The 17,790-nt window shown below is 58.3% G+C and carries 17 protein-coding genes; 12 read left to right on the forward strand and 5 right to left on the reverse strand.

All coding sequences use genetic code 11. From position 1 onward, the window contains the following. Positions 1–411: 411 nt before the first annotated feature. Positions 412–1,845, reverse strand: coding sequence for a DUF92 domain-containing protein (locus ACPLPM_RS00580; protein ID WP_424358291.1), 1,434 nt, complete (start codon positions 1,843–1,845; stop codon positions 412–414). 54 nt (positions 1,846–1,899) lie between these two features. Between ACPLPM_RS00580 and ACPLPM_RS00585 the strand changes: the two genes are divergently transcribed. The 4 genes from ACPLPM_RS00585 to ACPLPM_RS00600 all read left to right on the forward strand — a co-directional run bounded on the left by ACPLPM_RS00585 (position 1,900) and on the right by ACPLPM_RS00600 (position 5,151). Next, positions 1,900–2,550, forward strand: a complete 651-nt coding sequence (locus ACPLPM_RS00585; protein WP_424358292.1) for an undecaprenyl diphosphate synthase family protein — start codon at positions 1,900–1,902, stop codon at positions 2,548–2,550. A 78-nt stretch (positions 2,551–2,628) separates the two neighbouring features. Then, positions 2,629–3,699 carry a lysylphosphatidylglycerol synthase transmembrane domain-containing protein gene (locus ACPLPM_RS00590; protein WP_424358293.1) on the forward strand — a complete coding sequence of 357 codons (1,071 nt, stop codon included), beginning with the start codon at positions 2,629–2,631 and terminating at the stop codon, positions 3,697–3,699. An 83-nt stretch (positions 3,700–3,782) separates the two neighbouring features. After that, complete coding sequence (locus ACPLPM_RS00595) at positions 3,783–4,235, forward strand: bifunctional nuclease family protein (RefSeq protein ID WP_424358294.1); 453 nt, start codon at positions 3,783–3,785, stop codon at positions 4,233–4,235. A gap of 109 nt (positions 4,236–4,344) precedes the next feature. Next, positions 4,345–5,151 (forward strand): hypothetical protein, encoded by an 807-nt coding sequence (locus ACPLPM_RS00600; RefSeq protein ID WP_424358295.1) that lies wholly within the window; start codon positions 4,345–4,347, stop codon positions 5,149–5,151. 47 nt (positions 5,152–5,198) lie between these two features. Here the strand turns inward: ACPLPM_RS00600 and ACPLPM_RS00605 are convergent, their stop codons facing one another. Continuing rightward, on the reverse strand, positions 5,199–5,723 hold the full coding sequence (locus ACPLPM_RS00605; protein ID WP_424358296.1) for a GTP-binding protein: 525 nt from the start codon (positions 5,721–5,723) through the stop codon (positions 5,199–5,201). 190 nt (positions 5,724–5,913) lie between these two features. On the opposite strand from ACPLPM_RS00605, the gene ACPLPM_RS00610 reads away from it, so the two are divergent. After that, positions 5,914–6,621, forward strand: coding sequence for a site-2 protease family protein (locus tag ACPLPM_RS00610; RefSeq protein ID WP_424358297.1), 708 nt, complete (start codon positions 5,914–5,916; stop codon positions 6,619–6,621). Positions 6,622–6,663: 42 nt separating this feature from the next. On the opposite strand, the gene ACPLPM_RS00615 is transcribed toward ACPLPM_RS00610, so the two are convergent. Next, positions 6,664–10,068 (reverse strand): DNA polymerase II large subunit, encoded by a 3,405-nt coding sequence (locus ACPLPM_RS00615; RefSeq protein ID WP_424358298.1) that lies wholly within the window; start codon positions 10,066–10,068, stop codon positions 6,664–6,666. A gap of 189 nt (positions 10,069–10,257) precedes the next feature. On the opposite strand from ACPLPM_RS00615, the gene ACPLPM_RS00620 reads away from it, so the two are divergent. The 5 genes from ACPLPM_RS00620 (at position 10,258) to ACPLPM_RS00640 (ending at position 13,574) form a co-directional block, all read left to right on the forward strand. Then, a complete protein-coding gene (locus tag ACPLPM_RS00620; protein ID WP_424358299.1) occupies positions 10,258–10,773 on the forward strand; it encodes a HEAT repeat domain-containing protein in 516 nt (171 codons plus the stop codon). Positions 10,774–11,161: 388 nt separating this feature from the next. Beyond that, a complete protein-coding gene (locus tag ACPLPM_RS00625) occupies positions 11,162–11,710 on the forward strand; it encodes a 3'-5' exonuclease (RefSeq protein ID WP_424360017.1) in 549 nt (182 codons plus the stop codon). A gap of 55 nt (positions 11,711–11,765) precedes the next feature. Continuing rightward, positions 11,766–12,305: a MogA/MoaB family molybdenum cofactor biosynthesis protein gene (locus ACPLPM_RS00630; RefSeq protein WP_424358300.1), complete on the forward strand. Its 540-nt coding sequence runs from the start codon at positions 11,766–11,768 to the stop codon at positions 12,303–12,305. A gap of 16 nt (positions 12,306–12,321) precedes the next feature. Next, positions 12,322–12,849, forward strand: a complete 528-nt coding sequence (locus ACPLPM_RS00635) for a GNAT family N-acetyltransferase (RefSeq protein WP_424358301.1) — start codon at positions 12,322–12,324, stop codon at positions 12,847–12,849. Positions 12,850–12,929: 80 nt separating this feature from the next. Beyond that, on the forward strand, positions 12,930–13,574 hold the full coding sequence (locus tag ACPLPM_RS00640) for a hypothetical protein (RefSeq protein WP_424358302.1): 645 nt from the start codon (positions 12,930–12,932) through the stop codon (positions 13,572–13,574). Between the two features lie 633 nt (positions 13,575–14,207). Here the strand turns inward: ACPLPM_RS00640 and ACPLPM_RS00645 are convergent. Further along, entirely contained in the window at positions 14,208–15,335 is a 1,128-nt protein-coding gene (locus ACPLPM_RS00645) for a M20 family metallopeptidase (RefSeq protein WP_424358303.1), read from the reverse strand. An 88-nt stretch (positions 15,336–15,423) separates the two neighbouring features. On the opposite strand from ACPLPM_RS00645, the gene ACPLPM_RS00650 reads away from it, so the two are divergent. Together ACPLPM_RS00650 and ACPLPM_RS00655 are read left to right on the forward strand one after the other, a co-directional pair. Then, positions 15,424–16,101, forward strand: a complete 678-nt coding sequence (locus ACPLPM_RS00650; RefSeq protein ID WP_424358304.1) for a DUF4013 domain-containing protein — start codon at positions 15,424–15,426, stop codon at positions 16,099–16,101. A gap of 611 nt (positions 16,102–16,712) precedes the next feature. Next, positions 16,713–17,348, forward strand: coding sequence for a precorrin-2 dehydrogenase/sirohydrochlorin ferrochelatase family protein (locus ACPLPM_RS00655; protein WP_424358305.1), 636 nt, complete (start codon positions 16,713–16,715; stop codon positions 17,346–17,348). A gap of 3 nt (positions 17,349–17,351) precedes the next feature. On the opposite strand, the gene ACPLPM_RS00660 is transcribed toward ACPLPM_RS00655, so the two are convergent. After that, positions 17,352–17,768 (reverse strand): GxxExxY protein, encoded by a 417-nt coding sequence (locus ACPLPM_RS00660; protein WP_424358306.1) that lies wholly within the window; start codon positions 17,766–17,768, stop codon positions 17,352–17,354. Between the last annotated feature and the right edge of the window lie 22 nt (positions 17,769–17,790).

The following is a 17,790-nucleotide window of genomic DNA, read 5'->3' on the forward strand; positions in this document are numbered from 1 at the left end:
CCGTGTCGCCGTGCTGCTGTGTTGCATAATTCATTTTCTCTTCTTTGGGCCGAGCTATTGCAGGTGGAGTGACTCAGCAAGACGATCGCTGCGCTGTGCCAGGATCACAGATTACGACAGATGCCACAGATTGCACAGATTCTAATCGATGAGAAATGGATTTGCCGTCTACCGATTTTATTCTAAGGTCATCTGTGAAATCAGTGCAATCCGTTTCAATCTGTGATCCTGGCACAGCGCAGCGATCGTCATCGCATCGCCTCGAGAACGCCTGCGACTGCAGGCGTTCAAAAGGCGAACATGAAGATAAGAATAATGCAACACAGCATCGCCGTGCCGCCGTGGTTACTCGTCGCCATGCTGCTATACGTTATGGTGAAAAGCGGATCACAGGGTTGAGTGCAGACTTGTTTACATGAAGAACAAGTAGTATACTGCCATAGCGAACAGCCCGCCGAACAATGTAGCCACGAAGTTGACGCCGGCGTTGGACAGTATGCCTCTCCGCTGGAGGGTGGCTCCGAAGAGGCTGTCGATGTTGGTGCCCAGGAAGCCGGTGAGCACGGTGATGAAGACCATGGTTCCGATGCTGTTGGCCCGCAGCCCTAACGGGATGGCGATCACCGCGATCGCAAGCGCCCCGAAGATGGATGCCGCCTCGCCCAGGGGGGAGACGCCGCCGTCGGTGCCTGGTGGTACTCTGCGGAGGGTGGTGATCATGATGGGCTGGCCCCGGTATGTGCTGCCGATCTCGCTGGCCAGCGTGTCGGCAGTGGCGGTGGCCATGGCACCGAGGAAGCCGATCAGGAAGATTGACTGATCCAGGTAGCCCAGGTAGGGAACATAGGTGGTGCCTTCCAGCGTTCCATACGCAACGACGAAGATGAGCGGGATGAAACAGTTGCCGAACACGTTCTTGTAGCCCCGGGAGCCCTGGTTGGACTCGGCGGCGCCGACCTTTCGCTTGTACTGGTACTTGTACTTGGTGAAGATGGTGCCGAGGATGAGGAAGGCCAGCAGCAGGATGAACCACTCGAAGCCTCCGAAGACGATGAGAAGCACTCCGCAGAGCACGCCGCTCAGGGCGCCGGACAGATCCACGGCGTTGAGCTTGTAGGTGACGATGCCGATGGCCAGGGGAACGGCGACGGCCAGGGCGATCTCCGCCGGGTCCGGCAGGGCGGAGTAAGTCAGGGATGAGAAGAGCCACATGGCCATGCCCGCGCCCAGCGGGATGGCGATGTCGTCCTCGTCCACGATAGTGTATAGTAAAGCTCCCGTGACCGTGCCGATGACCGCGAGGAAGAACATGAAGTAGACCGGATTAACGCCGATACTGGCAGGCAGGCCTCCGTTCACGATGACCCAGTAGCCGAACAGGAAGGCGAAAGCGGTGCCGAGGACCAGCAGGGTGATACTCCAGAAGATGGCCGGGTCGCCCTTGACCAGCCGCGTCACGATGGTGGCTATGCCTTCTCCGAACGCCACCGCGCCGATCACCGCGGACAGCACGTACACCGGGAAGTCGAGCACCATGACGAGGATCGCGAGCAGGAGTATGGCGAAGCAGAACTTCAGGGGGCCGAGGAGGATGCCCGTCTCCCGGTCTTTTTCGGACGAGAGGGTCTTGAACACCGGGGAATCCCGGGGCATGTACATGATGATCAGGGTGACGATGAACACGCCCAGCACGATCATCCCTTTCGGCAGAAAAGGGAAGAGCAGCGCGAGGAGGCCGAGAGAAATGTAGGCAGACTGCCGCTTAAGCTCGTACTTAAGGGAGTGCTGCGGAGATTGCGGTGGCTGTTGTTTGCCTGCGCCTCCTGCCCTGGTGCCGGGATACATATGGGAGAGTCTATGCCCCGGTACAAAAAATACTTTACTATGGGAGCGCATTAGATGACTGGAATGCTCGCCAGACAAATTGCTTACCGGCTCTACGAAAAAACCATGCTCAGAAGCATCAGGGGTGAGCGGGTACCCAGGTGCATCGCGGTGGTCATATCGGACGCGGACCTGGTAAACAGGCAGTCCATCGCCAAGCTGGTGAGCCTGGCGGAGTGGTGCGCCGAGATGGGCACAGGAGAGATATCGGTTTACGTGAGCATGACTGAAGGAGGCTTCATGCCCGGGCTCGCGGACTGCATATACCAGACTTTCGCAGAGGCAGGGTTCCCCGGCAAGGTGGTATCCCCGGGCAAAGTCGTCAGGCTGAACGGGACCAGGCCCTGTACTGTCAGCGTATCCATCGGGTACGGCGGCAAGCATGAGCTGACCAACGCCCTCCGGGAGATCATGGAAGATGTCAAGGCAGGCAAGATCCAGCCAAAGGACATCGACGAGGCCATGGTCGAAGCCCACCTCATCTTCCGGTGCGAGCCCGATCTGTTCATACGAACCGGCGAAGAGCGGCTGAGCGATTTCCTCATCTGGCAGTCCGTCTACTCCGAGCTGTACTTCGCGGACGTCAACTGGGAAGAGTTCCGCAAGGTGGATTTACTGCGGGCCATCAGGGACTACCAGCTCCGGCAGCGGCGCTTCGGGAAATAGAACCTTTTTTAACCTGAGCCGGGCCAGCAGAAACTCAAAGCCGGAAATTCTGATATACTATCGGAGCAATCTCCTATCATGATCTCCGAAGCCGACGTGAAGTTCCCTGACATCCCCTTCAACAAGACCGCAATTCTCATCGTCGTCGGGCTGGTCATCTACTTCGTCTACCTGTACCTGGTCGGCTTCGACAGCCTGGTGAGCTTACTGAAATCGGTGAGCCTGCCGCTGATGGGGCTTGCCTTGCTGGTGTCGCTGTGCGGCAACCTGTTTCACGCCGCTGGCTGGTGGGTGCTGCTGCGGGATACGGGGCACAAGATATCGCTCGGCTGGTCGTACCTGATCTATCTGTCCAGCATCTTTTTCACCAACCTCATCCCGTCGGCAGCGGCGAGCGGCGAGGTAGCCAAGCTGTACTTCATCCAGAAGTCCGTCGAGGGAGGCCGGTTCGACAAGACGTTCGCTGCCGGAGTCATGAGCAGGCTGCTGGAGGTCGTGCCCGTCGCCCTCGGCACGATTATTGGCGTGACTTTTGTAGCGATGTACTTTGAGGTCCCGGCATGGGTGCTCGCGTTCTGTATTTTCGTCGCGGTCACCGTCAGCATAGCCGCCCTCGTCATCCTGGCCGTCAGCATGAACACCTGGCTGCTCACGACGATCGCCAATTCTCTGGTCAGGGTAGTCACCCGAATCTTCAAGCGGGGGGATCAGGCTGCGCTGGAGGAGAAAGTCGGAAGGCTGGTGGCCCAGTTCGACGGCAGCATGAGGAGTATAGCAGGCCGGAAGCTGACCATCGTCAAATCGCTCGGGCTCATTATAATTGCATGGGGCTTCGACGTGGCGGTGGCTTACATCGCCTTCCGGGCCATCGGCTACGATGTTTCGCCCGGAGTGGTGATAACCATATTCTGTATTATGGTGCTGCTGCAGCTCGTCCCGACCTTCCTGCCGGGCGGCCTGGGAATCGTGGACGCCGTAATGACTGTGTTATACCTGTCCATGGGAGTGCCTCAGCTGTCGGCGGCAGGCGCTACCATCATGATAAGGCTCGTCACGCTCTGGTTCCTGACCGCAGTCGGAGGACTCACGACACTCTATCTCGCCCGGGTGACGGGCACCGGTGCCAGCCCGGAACAAAGGCCCGCATAAAGCCCCCATCGGGCGGCACAACAGGCGATTAAAACCAAATAAATACAGCCTAAAGTTATATACTCGAAAGCCAATGTGAAATTATGAGCGATTACGTGCCGGTGAACGTGAAGGGTGTCTATTTTGTGAGCACGATCACAGGGCCCCAGGCCGTCGTTTTTCTCTCGGATAACGGGGATATGATGGTGCCCATCTACATCGGGCCTGCGGAAGCGATCTCCATCGACGTGGCGCTTCGCAAGGAAACCACGCCCAGGCCGATGACCCACGATCTGCTCAAGACTATCATGGATAACTTCAGCATCGGCATCGACCGCATCATCATCGACGACCTGGACGAACAGGTCTTCTATGCCCGGCTGATGCTCCAGGACGGCGACAGGCAAGTCGAGATCGACGCCCGGCCCAGCGACTGCATAGCCCTGGCTGTGCGAACCAACGCCAGCATCTTCATCGAGCGGAACATCATGGATAAAGTTTCGATCGACAGAAAGGACATCGAGGCTGCGGGGAACTTAGAGGACTTCGCGGAATAATAGTGTATATAACTGTAATGCCCCTGCCAGGCCTTATCTTATTTCACATATTACTTTCAACGTGGTGTAACTAATTACGGCTAAATACTTATTTTCAATATTTTGAAACATGTTCATACCTCTCAACTCAACAGACGACAACGACTGGCCCAACATCCTCATTGCCGGGGATACTGCCAGCGTGTTCTACCTGCTCGGGCTGCTCAGCCCGTACAAGCTAAACGTGTTCGTCGCCGACACAGGCGTGGAAGGCAGATCGCCCCTCCAGTTCAGGAGCGGCCGGGGCAACAGGAAAGACGTGGCCGGGGCCTATTACGACTTTTTCGAAGCGCCCTGCAGGATCGGCTCGGGCATCGTCCGAAGGTTCGATATGATGGTCCATACCACCACAGACGGCTACCTCCAGGGCTGGGCGAGGCTCCTTAGGGTGCCGTCGGTACTGGTACGCTTCCAGTGCGGCGGCAAAACGACGCTGGAGCTGGAAGGTGCCGTGCCGGCTCCGGGCTGCATCAGCGGATGCCGTGACCTCGACAGCGCCCTTGCAGAGGTGCTGCTGGCGTTCGTCGATTCTGCAGCGTACGGCCGGTACAGGAGCATCGCTACTCAGATAACGGTGGATGGCCAGGGTACGACGCAGATCAGTCCACCGGTTGCCCTGAAGCTGCCTGAAATGGCAGTGCCCCAGGAGACGAAATACAGCACCTGGGACTACGTCGAAGACCTGCTGAACTCCACCGGCAGCACGGTTATCTACGCGGACGGCGAGACCCCTCTAAGCATATCCCCCGGGGCGGGAAACGCCCGGCTGATCGAGCTTGGCGTCCCGGAGCTGCACATCCTCCGCTCCACGAAGCCAGAGCAGAAGTACATCGAGCTTACAGGAGACCTGGGACGGGTGTTCGACGAGCTGATGTGAAAAGCGAGAACCAGAGGAGCGTAAGAAATTTAGCCTGCGGCTGGTACTCAGGCCATCGTGCCGGCTATGTCGGCAATCCGGTCGAGGAGCTCGTCGACGCCCTGGCCGGTGGCGGCGGAGAAGGGCAGCACGCAGGCGCTGCCTGAGTCGCGCCTGACCCGGTCGAGGGAGGCTCCGGGCAGATCGATCTTGGAGGCCAGCACCAGGCATGGTACATTATGTGTCGTCAGCTCGGCGAGAATTTTCTTCTCAAAAGAGGTCATGCCCCGGACGGAGTCGACCACGATGATGCCGGCGTGCAGGCCGAAAGATACGACAGCCCTGGCCACCCCGAAACGTTCCTGGCCGGGTGTGCCGTAGATGAAAATCTTGTATCCCCTGTGCTCCCGGATGCCCAGATCCAGAGCCACTGTTGTCCCGCCTTCGGCGTTCTCCGCCTCGGTGGTGCGGGTCAGAGGGTCGATCGAACGGATCAGCGAGGTTTTGCCAGAGTGATACGAGCCAAAGGCGACTACCTTAACTCTATTTTCGTGGTCTCGTACGCTGACTTTCGTCGCGTGGTGTTCGAACATTAAATAAGCGTATTTTCCTTGATAAATTATAAATCTTGCCATTACAGGGCTTTGCAGGCGGCTGAAAACGATTTACGTGTATCCGGCTGAAATAAGGTGGATTTTTCCCGGGATACTACGGGAATTGGTCGGCGGACAAGAGGTAAGCCACATCAACAAATTGATATAGTCATAATATTTATTATGGCACATGAACTCCAGAATCGGGACCTCCGAGCTCATCGAACTGCTGATCGCGTTCGTCGTGCTCACCGTGGCGTTCAGCTTCATGTTCGCCGGGGTGAGGATATTTAACCCGTCCTTCGACAACCTGACAGCGGAAATATTTTTCATAGCGGCAGTGGGCGTGGGTAGCGGATTCCTGCTCCACGAGCTGGCCCACAAGTTTACCGCCATGAGGTACGGCTATTATGCGGAGTTCAAGACCAGCCCGAACGGCTTACTTCTCACGATAGGGAGCGCGCTGTTCGGATTTCTGTTCGCAGCCCCCGGCGCAGTGTACATTTCCAGGCCTATGTACGAGTCCTACGGTAGCGGCACGGAGATAGCAGGCAATCCCAACGATGACCAGTACTGGGATAATCTGGCGAGCCGCCGGGGCGACGACAAGGACCTGAAGATATCCATCGCCGGGCCGGTGACCAACGTCCTCCTCGCCGCGCTGTTCTTCGTGCTCATCAAGATTGGCATCCTGTCCGGGCTGATCCTCACTGCAGCCGCATATGGCATCATCATCAACCTTATCCTAGCCGCGTTCAACATGATTCCCTTCGGCCCCCTCGACGGTGCAAAGGTCTTCCGGTCCAGCCCGATGATCTGGGCCCTCGCCGGCCTGCCGATGATCCTCCTCGGCCTCGTCGCCATTTTCGCGCCAGGGTTACTCCTTATGTTCCTGTAAAACGAGAGCCCCTGAGGCCCGGGGGCCTTTTTACTTTTTCTGTTACATGAAGTCCGCTAGTCCTGTCTGCTTGCTCTTGTCGTTCTCGAATAAGCTCTTGATCGACAGGCTGAGCAATTCGAGACGCTGGATGGTATAGGCAGGCACGCCGTACTCTTTCGCGATGGCCAGGGAGACTTCCATGTACTTGGTCACCGCGCCCTCATGAACGGTCAGAATAACACGGCCTCCGCCACACTTGGGGCAGGTGCCGGTGAGGGGCGGCCGGCGGTACCGCTCCCCGCACTTGACGCACCGCATCTGCTGGGTGGAAAAGGCCCTCAGGTTACCGATCAGGTCGGGGAGGAAGTGGGAGTTGATCACCCGTTCTGCCACGTCTTTCTCGTCCACGGCCCTGAGCCGGCGGCCCAGCTCGAGCTGGGCTTTGAGCTTGTCTTCCATGCTGCCCAAGGTCTTGTAGGCAGAGTTTGCCGGCCCCGCGGCGATGTCGCTCGTGCCGTGCGTAAACATGAAGCCTTCGTACTGCTCAGGTTTGCCAAGCCTCTTAGAGACGAGGTCAATGATCTTCTCCACGTCCTTGGGAGCCTTGAAGTCCCGGGTGGCGAGGTAGAACTCTCTCGGGTACCTGGCCATCACGTCGATATTGTGGGACTCTTTATCGATCTCCTTGGGGTCTATCCTCATCGACAGCACCAGGGGAGCGTCCATCTTGCCGCCCCGGCGGTCGGGTAGGAAAGACATGGAGAAGTTCAGCAGGCCATCCATCAGCATCATTACACAGTCCTCATCCCCGTCGCAGTTTCTCCTTTTTGCCGCATGGAAGAAGGGGTGGGCATAGCCAGCCGAGGACGAGACAAAACCGATGATGCGGCCGAGTACGCCTGCGGAAGTATGCGGAGCCAGACCTATGACCAGGTGGCCGATCAGGTCCTGACCCTCGTGGACATTGTAGTACCTTGGCAGGCCGTAGTATTTCTCCAGCTCATCATCGAGAAATGCGCAGACCTTCAGCAGGTAGTCGGAGCCGTCGTAGGACATGATGATGTCCTGCACCCGGAGCTCGCACACCTGCTCCGGCGACTCCAGCGGAGCCCCGTAGATGTCCTTCTCGTAGCCGAGCTCCCGGGCCCTCTCGACAGTGAGCCCGATCTCCCTCGGTATAAAATGGGTGAGGGGAACGTCGCTCATGTCGTACCTGATGGTGCCGTCCTTGAACACGAAGACATTATGCTTCGCCCGCAGGATGCCCTTCTCCAGCGGCTCCGGGGTCTTCTCCTTGGAGATGAGCCCCTGCACACCCTTGAGAATATCGAAGTTGTCCCTCTCGCCCACTTTTTTTAACGCCGCTGCGTACAGGCTCTTGATGTCTATCTTCTGCTTGACGTTGGGTGTGGTCGGCTTGTGGCACTTGGGGCAGTCGCCCTCTATGCCGGAGATGCCGCAGTCGGGGCAGCCGTACACCGGGACGGTGTGCCCGCCGCACTCGCAGGCGACCATGTAGGTGATCTTGCCGCACTTCGGGCACTTACGTTTGCCGACCTCGATCTCGACCTCCCCGATCTTGTCCGTCATGGACTTACTGTAGGAACTGGCATCCTGGAGGGACCTCCGTATACCACCCGCTTCGCCCACGGGGAACAGCGCGTGTACCGGGGGCTTCATTTCCCGGAGCTTACTTTTCTCCGGCCGGCCCATCCTGGCGCCGATCCTCGCCGGCGCCCGGTCCATGACCGTGACACCGCACAGCGCTGACACAGCCCTCCAGGCGTGGGAGTCCAGGCCAGTGTAGGCGTCTTTGTTCTTCATCGACAGATCAGAGTTAAGGCCGAGGCACCTGGTCAGGATGTACGTATCCCTGGCTGATAAGATGACCGTGTTGTTACGCACCTTCTGCTGGACGAGCAGGACTTCAAGCAGGTTCTTCGACCTGTGCTCGACGGGCAGCCTTAGCTCGCCGTTCTCCACAGAGCCGCTGGCGCTGATGTACTGGGCCAGGTAGACCACGTCGTCCGTGGTCAGGTCCATCCACATGTACGTGTACTTCGGGTGCAGGGGCACGCCGTACTTCACGGAGACTGCAAAGGCTTCCTCCGGGGAATTGACCTCTACTTTGTCCTGCGTCTTCTCTTCCATGTCCTGGATCCACCACTCTTCGACGTAGGGAGAGGGAACGAACGTGTGGTTGTTCTCCAGGAAGTCGCCGTAGTTGAGGACGATCTCCCCGTTGTCCAGGATCAGGGATACGTCCGGACGTACCTTCTGCGCGGTTTTCACGTCGTCGATGTACACCACGTCTCCGTTGAACAGGCGCACGGTCGGCCCTTCCAGGCTGTCCACCGGGACCATGGCCGCGGCCTTGCCCGGGCGCTCTACCTTGAGCTGGGTGCCCGTGGCGATGAAGTCGTCCATGATCACCATGGACGCAGGATGAATGCCCGCCGTAGCGAAGCCGGTGTTCCTCGACCGGCCGTAGCGAAGCCGGAAGCCTCCGGGGCGGGAAGGATGCCCGAACACGGGGCGGCCTGCGATGAGGTCGGCGAGGAACTTGTCCTTGGGCTTGATCTTCTTCTCCTCGTCCTTGTTTTCTCCCCCGGCCGGCTTGGAGCCGGCGATGATCTTGTCCAGCCACTCCCACCCGTCGAACTTGAGCTTGTCCACGTGCTTCTTGACTTTGGGGGCTTTGAGGATGATGCCTTCGGCAATGACCAGCGCGATGCCTCCCCGCACCCTGTTGGTTTCCACCCGCTCCAGGTTGCGGTAACCCTGAACTTCCTCCTGCTCCGTCGGTTCCCCGTCGATACATACAGGACAGTTCCGCACGATCAGCCTGATTTCCTCGTCGGTAGGGGTGTACTGCAGGTGAGCGATCGACTTGTAGAGCATGATCTCTTCCACAAAGCGCTCCACCTCGACATCCCTGATCTTGTAAGGCGCCCGCCCCGTTTTACGGCGGACGTAGTCGGCGGCCAGCACGGCCAGCGCCTCCGCCGTGCCCCCGGCGCTCCGAATAGGGCCCGCGAAATAGACCTTGATGTACTCGGTGCCGTCGTCGTTCTTGGCCAGTTTGACGGCGGAGATGCCCTCCAGCGGCGCGGCTACCACGCCTTCGGTAAGAACCGCAACGGCCGTCCTTACAGCGCACTGGACAGCCTCCTCCTCGTTCTTGAACTTGCCGACCAGGCCTACGGCGATATCGGCCGCCACCTGCAGCGAGGCCTCTTCACGGGACATCTTCTCCTCGCACTTGCGGATGTGGGCCGCCAGGCCAGGGACACCCATGATGACCTCTACCCTGTCCGCCAGGTCCGTCGCCGAAGGTATCTCGACCTCGAACGAAGGGTCATAGCCCCTGCTACGGGCAGCTGCGGCGATCTCCCTGCAGTGGAGGAACTCTGCCTCCAGCTTCCTGAAATAGGCTTCCTGCGCTTCGCTGGTCTTCTGCGGCATAGCGATGACAAGCATAGTAAAGCGCTCATAAGGATAAGCCTGACGGATAAGCGGATGGAAAATATACGGCTACTGGTACGCCATGGCGGAACAAAGTGGAGAAGAACTCACCGGAAAATTTATGCGCGGCACATTTATCTTGTCAACTATCATATATGAACACCGATAGATATGAAGAGCGGTCGCTTAATGGCCGCAGCTATTACGCTGGCGGCATCATCGGGGATCATGGCAGTTCCGGCTCAGGCCAGCACTCGCGGGTATGACACGAGCGGCAACCCTTGGACGGGCCTGCTTATTACGATTGTAATATTACTGGGAGTGATAGCGTTCGCCCTCGGCTACATATCTCTGGACAGGCTGGAGCAGCGCAGGATCGACGGGAAGAAGGAGCGAAGGGATATCGACGGCCTGATCAAAGCCCTCCGGTCGCCCTGGCTGAGCACGAAGGCCGCCCGGGCGCTGGGAGAGATCGGGGACGAGAGAGCGATCGAGCCGCTGATCAGCGCCCTGAGCTGCCGGAGCGCCGAAACCCGGGAAGCCGTCGTGGACGCGCTGGGCAACATCGGCGACCAGAGGGCGGTAGAAAAGCTTAACGCTGCCCTGGACGACCGCTACGTCAGCGTCAGGGAGCACGCCCGCACTTCTATCGAGAAGATCAAGGGCAGGGCACCGCCGGCCGGCAACGGGAACGCCGGCGCCTGATCGAAGCGTACTCCGGGAAATCTTTTAAGAGGTTTGGGAGTTCCCGGGAGGTCGGGGAGGATTTTCAAGCTGGGAGGTCAGAGAGGGTCAGAGGTCAGAGAGGAGGATAGAGAGAATAGAAAGGTCAGAGAGGATAATTCTTGAATCTAAGCCTCTCTGACCTCAGATACCTCTCACAACCTCCATCTCCGACCTCCTGACCTCCCTGACCTCCCAGCTTGAACGTTCTCTCTAACCTTCGGGTACCTCCCTGACCTCCTCACTTATCCTCTCAGTACCTCCCCGACCGGGCGATGTATCCGGACAATCGGCACCGTAATAGTTAATATTCTCACACCCCATCACTTGCGTAGCAAGCGGTCGGGATATCACGGTTACCATATGCGTCATCGACACTGAGACTACGGGCCTCGGCATCTTCGGAAAAGAGCGCCGGGACGACCACGCTTTGAGCATCGGCATGCTGGTCGCGGACATCGACCTCGAGGCGAGACAGATCACGTGCCTGGACTGCATGGACTCCCTCATCCGCATACCGGACCCCTCCAAGGCTGAGGACACCTTTTTCGTCCACGGCATCACTCCCGAGCAGGTGGCCGCCGCCCCGGCTCCGGAAGAGGTCTGCCAGAAGTTCCTGACGGTTCACGGCAACCACAGCTTCGCCTTTGCCGGGGCGTGGAACCACAAGTTTGACAAGTATTTTGTCGATAAGCTGTTCAAGCAGGGCGGAGTCCGCCAGCCCGGCCTGAACTGGATCGAGATGCAGCCGAAGCCTTACGCGAAGCTGGACAACTACGCCGACTCCATCCGGTGCGAGGATATCAGGGCCCTGCCCGGCCACAACGCGCTGAACGACTGCTTCAGGGCGCTGGGCGTCTACGCGACCATCGGGGGCATGGAGATGGACGTGTCGAAAGTCTCTTCACGATGGCTTTAACCGGGCAGAGGACATTTAGTATTGCAGACGGACGAGACCCGGAGGGGCAAGTAACATGGAAAAGGCATCACACGAGAAGCACAAGGAGAAGTCGAAAGGCCAGTCTTACATGGTAGCTGTAATTATCGCCAGCACTTCCAGGCACCAGCAGTACGGGGACAGCGACTCCCCGGAGAAGTGCGACGACGAGTCGGGCAAGATCATCCTCGACTACCTGGCCGGGGCCGGGCACAAAACAGCGTACAGGCTGCTCCCCGACGACGTGGACCGGCTGAAGTCCGGGCTGCAGGAGATGCTCGACGAGGGCGCAGACGCAGCCATTATATGTGGCGGCACAGGCCTGACGAAGGCAGACGTGACCATCGAGGCCATCACACCCCTGTTCGGGAAGACCATACCGGGCTTCGGAGAGCTGTTCAGGCTGAAGAGCTACGATGAAGTAGGCACTGCCAGCGTCCTGAGCAGGGCAGCCGCCGGCACCATCGGAGACAAAGCGGTCTTCTGCATTCCGGGCTCCCCTAACGCTGCGAAGCTTGCGCTGTCCCAGATCATCGTCCCGGAGCTCGGGCACATCGTGTCCCACATCCGTAAATAGGCGAAGAGTCACGCTTATGCCATCAGATCACAGCATATCGGAGAAAGCTCACCCGGGCCGTATTACTCTGCGGCCGTTTACGGCCGCCGACGCAGAGGACTGCTTCCGCATCCGCACCGAGGCGTTCGTCCGGGAATTCTACCCGCAGCAGGACCCCACCGTGATTGCGGCGGGCATCAACGCCTACATGCCATCCGACTACGTGCGCATGGGCGAGACCATGATCGCTTACGTAGCCGTCGATGATGGCGGCGTCATCGGGTTCTTCGTGGTAAAGCTACTGGATGCCACAACGGCCGAACTGATGCTGCTGTACGTGAAGGGCGGCTACAAAGGCAAGGGCATCGGCAGCCTTCTTCTTGAGTACATGGAAAACCTGTTAAGGGACAAGTACCCTGAAGTTAACAGGGTGGAACTGGATACGATCGTGCCCGGGTACAACGGCAAATTCTATGAGAAGATGGGCTTCCATCGCGCAGGCGAGAGCGAGCTGCAGTACCCGGACCGGATTGTAAAAGCCGTGCGGATGGCTAAGAATTTGTAAAGCGTACCCTATTGCCCGCCTTCTGGTAAAGAGAAAAGAGCATATATATCCAGAAGTAGGATATTTAACGGGGATTGGCCATGGATGAAGCAGCGTTGAGAAGGCTCGGCGCGTGGTTCTGCGTCGCAGCTCTGGCAGTATACGTTCTCTGCACGATCGTTTCGATCATCCGGTTCGGGCAAATCATGCACCCGCTGAGCAACTGGATCAGCGACCTGGGCAGCACCACGATCAACCCTGACGGTGCCCTCGTCTACAATGCGGGCCTCGTGCTTACCGGACTGCTGATGATACCCTTCGTGCTCAGCTTCGGCACCTGGCACATCGGCCCCGGATGGTCTAGATACACGCTCATTCTCGCAGAGATCGTCGGCCTCGGCTTCTGCCTCGGCATGATCCTGCTGGGCATCTTCTCCGAAGAATCCGGGACCGTCCACCTGCGGCTCTCCGAGCTCGTCTACGCTACCCTGACCCTCATGATCCTCCTGGTCAACGTAGCGCTCCTCCGTAACGTCAGGTACAAGCTCTGGATAATCCCGGTATGGGGCTTCGTCGCGTTCCTGCTCAACTGCGGCCAGATCGTGCTATATCTGATGGGCTACAAGCCCATCCTGTTCATCTGGCTCTCTGTGTACTTCTCCCTGGGCTGGATACTACTGTTCTGCTACAACGCACTGGCTACGAGAGCGCCCGACCTCGTCGAGACCAGGCATAAAATACTGTGAGTTGCAAGAAGTACGAGAAAACCGCGGCGGCACTGCTCTTTATCCTGGCAAACGGAAATCAGATGTTGGAACCACGGCGGCACGGCGACACAAAGACAGGGCGATCCACGGTAAGCCAGTGGTCAATAAAACCACGGCGGCACGGCGACACCAAGACATGGGTGAACCGGTAAAAGTGAACTCCTTTTTATGTCCACGGCGACACAAAGACAGGGCGATCCACGGTAAGCCAGTGGTCAATAAAACCACGGCGGCACGGCGACACCAAGACATGGGTGAACCGGTAAAAGTGAACTCCTTTTTATGTCCACGGCGACACAAAGACAGAGGATTAACCATAAGCTTGCTGACCAATCGTTTCAGCCTGACTTTCGATCGATAGACTGAAGGAAGGAAAACTTATTTGTCTCCGTGCCGTCAGCCCGCCGTGGCGCCGTGGATCAATAAAAAAAGGAGCCTTGCTATTCGGGTACCGGTTGTCTCCGTGCCGCCGTGCCGCCGTGGTTTAAATAACCATCCTGCCATCGTTTCTCGATTTGTCTCCGTGCTGCCGTGCCGCCGTGGTTAGAACCTTTGCTCACCAGTCGTCGGGATAAGGAGCCGTGCCATGATTACCGGTATCTCGCACCGAAGTTATTCGCTTGCCTTCAGCAGCAGTCGCTCATAGACGTCGACGGCCTTGCGGAGCTCTGCGATTTCGATGTACTCGTCGATCACGTGCGCCTGCTGGATGCTGCCGGGGCCGATGACTGCGGTGGGTATGTTCTGCGCCCGGAAGGCCCACATGTCGCAACCAGCGGGGAAGCCGTTGGGCTCGGGGTTCAGGCTCAAGTCGGACAGTACGGAGGAGGACATCTTTACTATGGGCTCGGACACAGGGGTGGACGAGGGTGGGTAGGAGGATAACAGTTCTATTTCTGCCGGGACCCGGTGTTTTCTGGAGAAACGCTTTACCACCATCTGCAGATCGTGGTACGCATCGTCGATCGTCTCGTTGGAGACCAGGCGCCGGTCGATGCAGACGGTGCACTGCTCCGGGATGACGTTGATGCGCTCCCCGCCCCGGATCATCGTGGCCTCGGAGGACGACCTTCCCAGTAGCGGGTCCTTGTTTTTGCTCACCCTGTACGCGTAAGAGTTCAGGGTGACCAGCAGCTTGCCCATGGCGGCGATGGCGTTGATGCCCCTGCCGGGGCTGGAGGCGTGGGCGGCCATCCCGTGGACGGTGATCGCCGGGCGGAGGGCGCCCTTGTGGGCGACGGCTACCCGCAGATCAGTGGGCTCTCCGATGATCGCCATTTCCGGCCGGTATTCGGTCAGCAGCTTACGGGCCCCTATCGAGCGGCCGGTTTCCTCTTCGACCACGGCGGCGATCGCTACCGAGCCATCGAATTTTTTACCCTTGAGCCGGACCATCGCCTCCATCATGGCGGCGAGCGAGCCCTTGGCATCCGTGGCTCCCCGGCCGTAAATCCGGCCGTCTCTGGCAGAGGGCTCAAACGGGGGAGTAGTCCACTTGTTCTCGTCGAGCGAGGGAATGACATCTTCGTGAGTGCAAAGCATGAGCTTGATCGGCCCTTCGCCCAGGCTGCCGACAACGTTGTACCGGTCGCCGTCCACGTGCTGGACTTTGGTGTCGAAGCCCAGCCGGGAGAACTTATCGATCAGGTGCTCCTTAATCAGCCCTTCGGAGCCGGTCACCGAGGGAATGGCGACAAGTTCCTTTAAAAAGTCCTCGCAGGGGGCGACATTCTCGCTCATCGACCGACAGGTAGGCTGCGATCGTATATTGCTTTTGCTGTTCCGGAACGAAAACCATTTTACCGCCTGCACCCTATGTAGTAGTACCATGGCCCCAAACAACGACCTGCTGGAGACCATCCTGATGGCCGGAAAGTACGCTCTTTCCAACCTGGCCTCGCTCCTGGTCGGGGGCATCGTCGTGGCGCTGTCGTTTCTGGTGATCGGACTGCCGTTCTTCCTGGGCTTCGTGACCCGGTGCATGCGGGAGATCGTAAGGGGCAACGGAGTGCTGCCCGAATGGGTGGACATCGGCCAGATGTTCGTGGACGGGCTGCGCATGACCCTCGTCTTCGTCGGCTACGCCGCAGTATACGTCCTCATCGTGGCGATACCCGGCATACCGGTGCTGGTGTTCAGCTACACTCAGCTGACCTTCCTGCTGCTGGTCAGCACCATCCTGCTGGTGATCACCATGGCCATCGCAGCCGCCGCCCTCGCCGTCATCTTTTTCGCCTCGTGGGTGCTGTACGCCAGCACCGGCAGCGTGCGCAAAGCGGTCAACATCAAAAAGGTCATCGGCTTCATCATGTACAACCCCGAAGGGTTCCTCGTCGCCATCGCCTCGTCCGCCGCCATCGCCGCCATAGGAGTGGTCGCCATGGCCCTCTTCGTCACCATCCCCTGGGCCGTGTTCACCATGAGCGTCGCCGTCACCTTCATCTACGCCCGATTCTACCAGGACACCGCCAAGCTCCAGCCGAGCATGGTCGAGTGGCTGCGCTAGAGTAACTGTCGAATTTACCACAACGACACGGAGACAGACCGACTTAAAACAAACCAACTGGTAATATCAACCACAGCGGCTGGCTCCGTATTATACCAGCTGGAAAGCAAATGTTTAAACCACGGCGGCACAGCGACACAGAGACAGTGCGACTTGCAATAACCGGGTGGTAACTCGAACCACGGCGGCACAGCGACACAGAGACAATGGCGTACCGATAGTATTGAACTCCTTTTTCAGTCCACGGCGACACAGAGACAGCCCCTTACCCAATAATGATTTACTGGCCGGGTGTTTCAATATATCATTACAATCACATGATAGGTAAACTACTTTTTATGGTGATTCCAAGTTGCTCCAGTATAGTAACAAGAGACGGATTGTCTCTGTGCCCTCAGTCCGCCGTGCCGCCGTGGTTCAATAAAAAAAGGAGCCTTGCTATTCGGGTACGGGTTGTCTCCGTGCCGCCGTGCCGCCGTGGTTCAAACATTTGATCTCACGATCGTATCTCGCTCTGTCTCTGTGCCGTAGTGCCGCCGTGGTGATAATCCGATTTGCTATCGTTGTCAGCGCCCAAACCTTTTTGTCCAACTTCCCGCAATCTATGATGTATGAGCGATTACCTGCCCCTCTATATCGACTTCAAAGGCCGGAAGGTGGTCATCTTCGGCGGGGGAGGGGTCGGGGAACGGAAAGCACAGTACTTTGCCGGTGTGGCAGAGGTGACTGTAGTCAGCCCGACGTTTACCCCCGTGCTTGAGGCGATGAGCGGCATCACCCGAGTTCAGAAGGCCGTCGCCCCGGAGGAGATCGGAGAGCTGATCGCCGGTGCCTTTTTTGTTATTGCGGCCACCGGGGACGAGGCGTTCAACGAGGCCGTGGTACGGGAAGCGCAGGGTGCCGGGATTCTGGTTAATTCGGCGCACGGGGAGTCGGGGGTGATCCTGCCCTCGAGGATTACGAGAGGGGACATTTCGATCGCCATCGCCACCGGGGGTAAGAGCCCGGCCATGTCTAAATATCTGCGGCAGCGGCTGGATGCGTCGCTGGGAGCGGAGATGGCGGACATGGTGAGGCTGCAGGCGGACGTGAGGGAAGTCCTGAAGAAGGTCATGCCCGAGCAGAAGGACAGGGAGCGGCTGCTGTGGGACGTCCTGAAGACTCCGGCCGTCTGGGAGGCAATGAAGACGTCGTACGACGATGCCCTGACGCTGGCGCTGATGCGGATAAAAGAGAAGAGACCATAGCACCTAGTGGATAACGACCCTCTTCAGGCCGTCTGCGATGTCCTCGCAATTGAAATTGATCAGCATGCCGACGCGTTTGTTGTAGATCCTCAGGTACGTCCGAACCTGCAGGTAATGCAAGGGGATGATCTTATCGACCGCTTTCACCTCGATGATCAGGTCGTCTTCGAGCAGCAGATCGACCCGGTAAGTATCGCCGATACTTTCACCGTCGTAGATGACCGGCAGGTTTACCTGCCTCCTTACTGTCAGGCCCTTTTTACCCAGTTCCCTGGCCAGGCACTTCTCGTAGGATTTTTCCTTCAGGCCGGGGCCCAGCTTGTCGAATACGATGGTAGCGGCCCTTTCGGTCAGTTTCACGTAAGCGTATGTCTCATAAGGGATGGGCCAGGGATTTATCTGATATTTACATTGTTTCATGGAGATCTGCTCTGATACAGTA

This window comes from Methanocella sp. MCL-LM (assembly GCF_049676595.1).
GTDB lineage: Archaea > Halobacteriota > Methanocellia > Methanocellales > Methanocellaceae > Methanocella_A.

Bases quoted from the DNA above. Each gene is read 5' to 3' on its own strand.
- ACPLPM_RS00655 (WP_424358305.1), top strand. From the start codon at position 16,713: ATGAGCGATTACCTGCCCCTCTATATCGACTTCAAAGGCCGGAAGGTG.
- ACPLPM_RS00590 (WP_424358293.1), top strand. From the start codon at position 2,629: ATGATCTCCGAAGCCGACGTGAAGTTCCCTGACATCCCCTTCAACAAG.
- ACPLPM_RS00620 (WP_424358299.1), top strand. From the start codon at position 10,258: ATGGCCGCAGCTATTACGCTGGCGGCATCATCGGGGATCATGGCAGTT.
- ACPLPM_RS00605 (WP_424358296.1), bottom strand. From the start codon at position 5,723: ATGTTCGAACACCACGCGACGAAAGTCAGCGTACGAGACCACGAAAAT.
- ACPLPM_RS00600 (WP_424358295.1), top strand. From the start codon at position 4,345: ATGTTCATACCTCTCAACTCAACAGACGACAACGACTGGCCCAACATC.
- ACPLPM_RS00630 (WP_424358300.1), top strand. From the start codon at position 11,766: ATGGAAAAGGCATCACACGAGAAGCACAAGGAGAAGTCGAAAGGCCAG.
- ACPLPM_RS00635 (WP_424358301.1), top strand. From the start codon at position 12,322: ATGCCATCAGATCACAGCATATCGGAGAAAGCTCACCCGGGCCGTATT.
- ACPLPM_RS00615 (WP_424358298.1), bottom strand. From the start codon at position 10,068: ATGCCGCAGAAGACCAGCGAAGCGCAGGAAGCCTATTTCAGGAAGCTG.
- ACPLPM_RS00645 (WP_424358303.1), bottom strand. From the start codon at position 15,335: ATGAGCGAGAATGTCGCCCCCTGCGAGGACTTTTTAAAGGAACTTGTC.
- ACPLPM_RS00585 (WP_424358292.1), top strand. From the start codon at position 1,900: ATGACTGGAATGCTCGCCAGACAAATTGCTTACCGGCTCTACGAAAAA.
- ACPLPM_RS00650 (WP_424358304.1), top strand. From the start codon at position 15,424: ATGGCCCCAAACAACGACCTGCTGGAGACCATCCTGATGGCCGGAAAG.
- ACPLPM_RS00595 (WP_424358294.1), top strand. From the start codon at position 3,783: ATGAGCGATTACGTGCCGGTGAACGTGAAGGGTGTCTATTTTGTGAGC.
- ACPLPM_RS00580 (WP_424358291.1), bottom strand. From the start codon at position 1,845: ATGTATCCCGGCACCAGGGCAGGAGGCGCAGGCAAACAACAGCCACCG.
- ACPLPM_RS00610 (WP_424358297.1), top strand. From the start codon at position 5,914: ATGAACTCCAGAATCGGGACCTCCGAGCTCATCGAACTGCTGATCGCG.
- ACPLPM_RS00660 (WP_424358306.1), bottom strand. From the start codon at position 17,768: ATGAAACAATGTAAATATCAGATAAATCCCTGGCCCATCCCTTATGAG.
- ACPLPM_RS00640 (WP_424358302.1), top strand. From the start codon at position 12,930: ATGGATGAAGCAGCGTTGAGAAGGCTCGGCGCGTGGTTCTGCGTCGCA.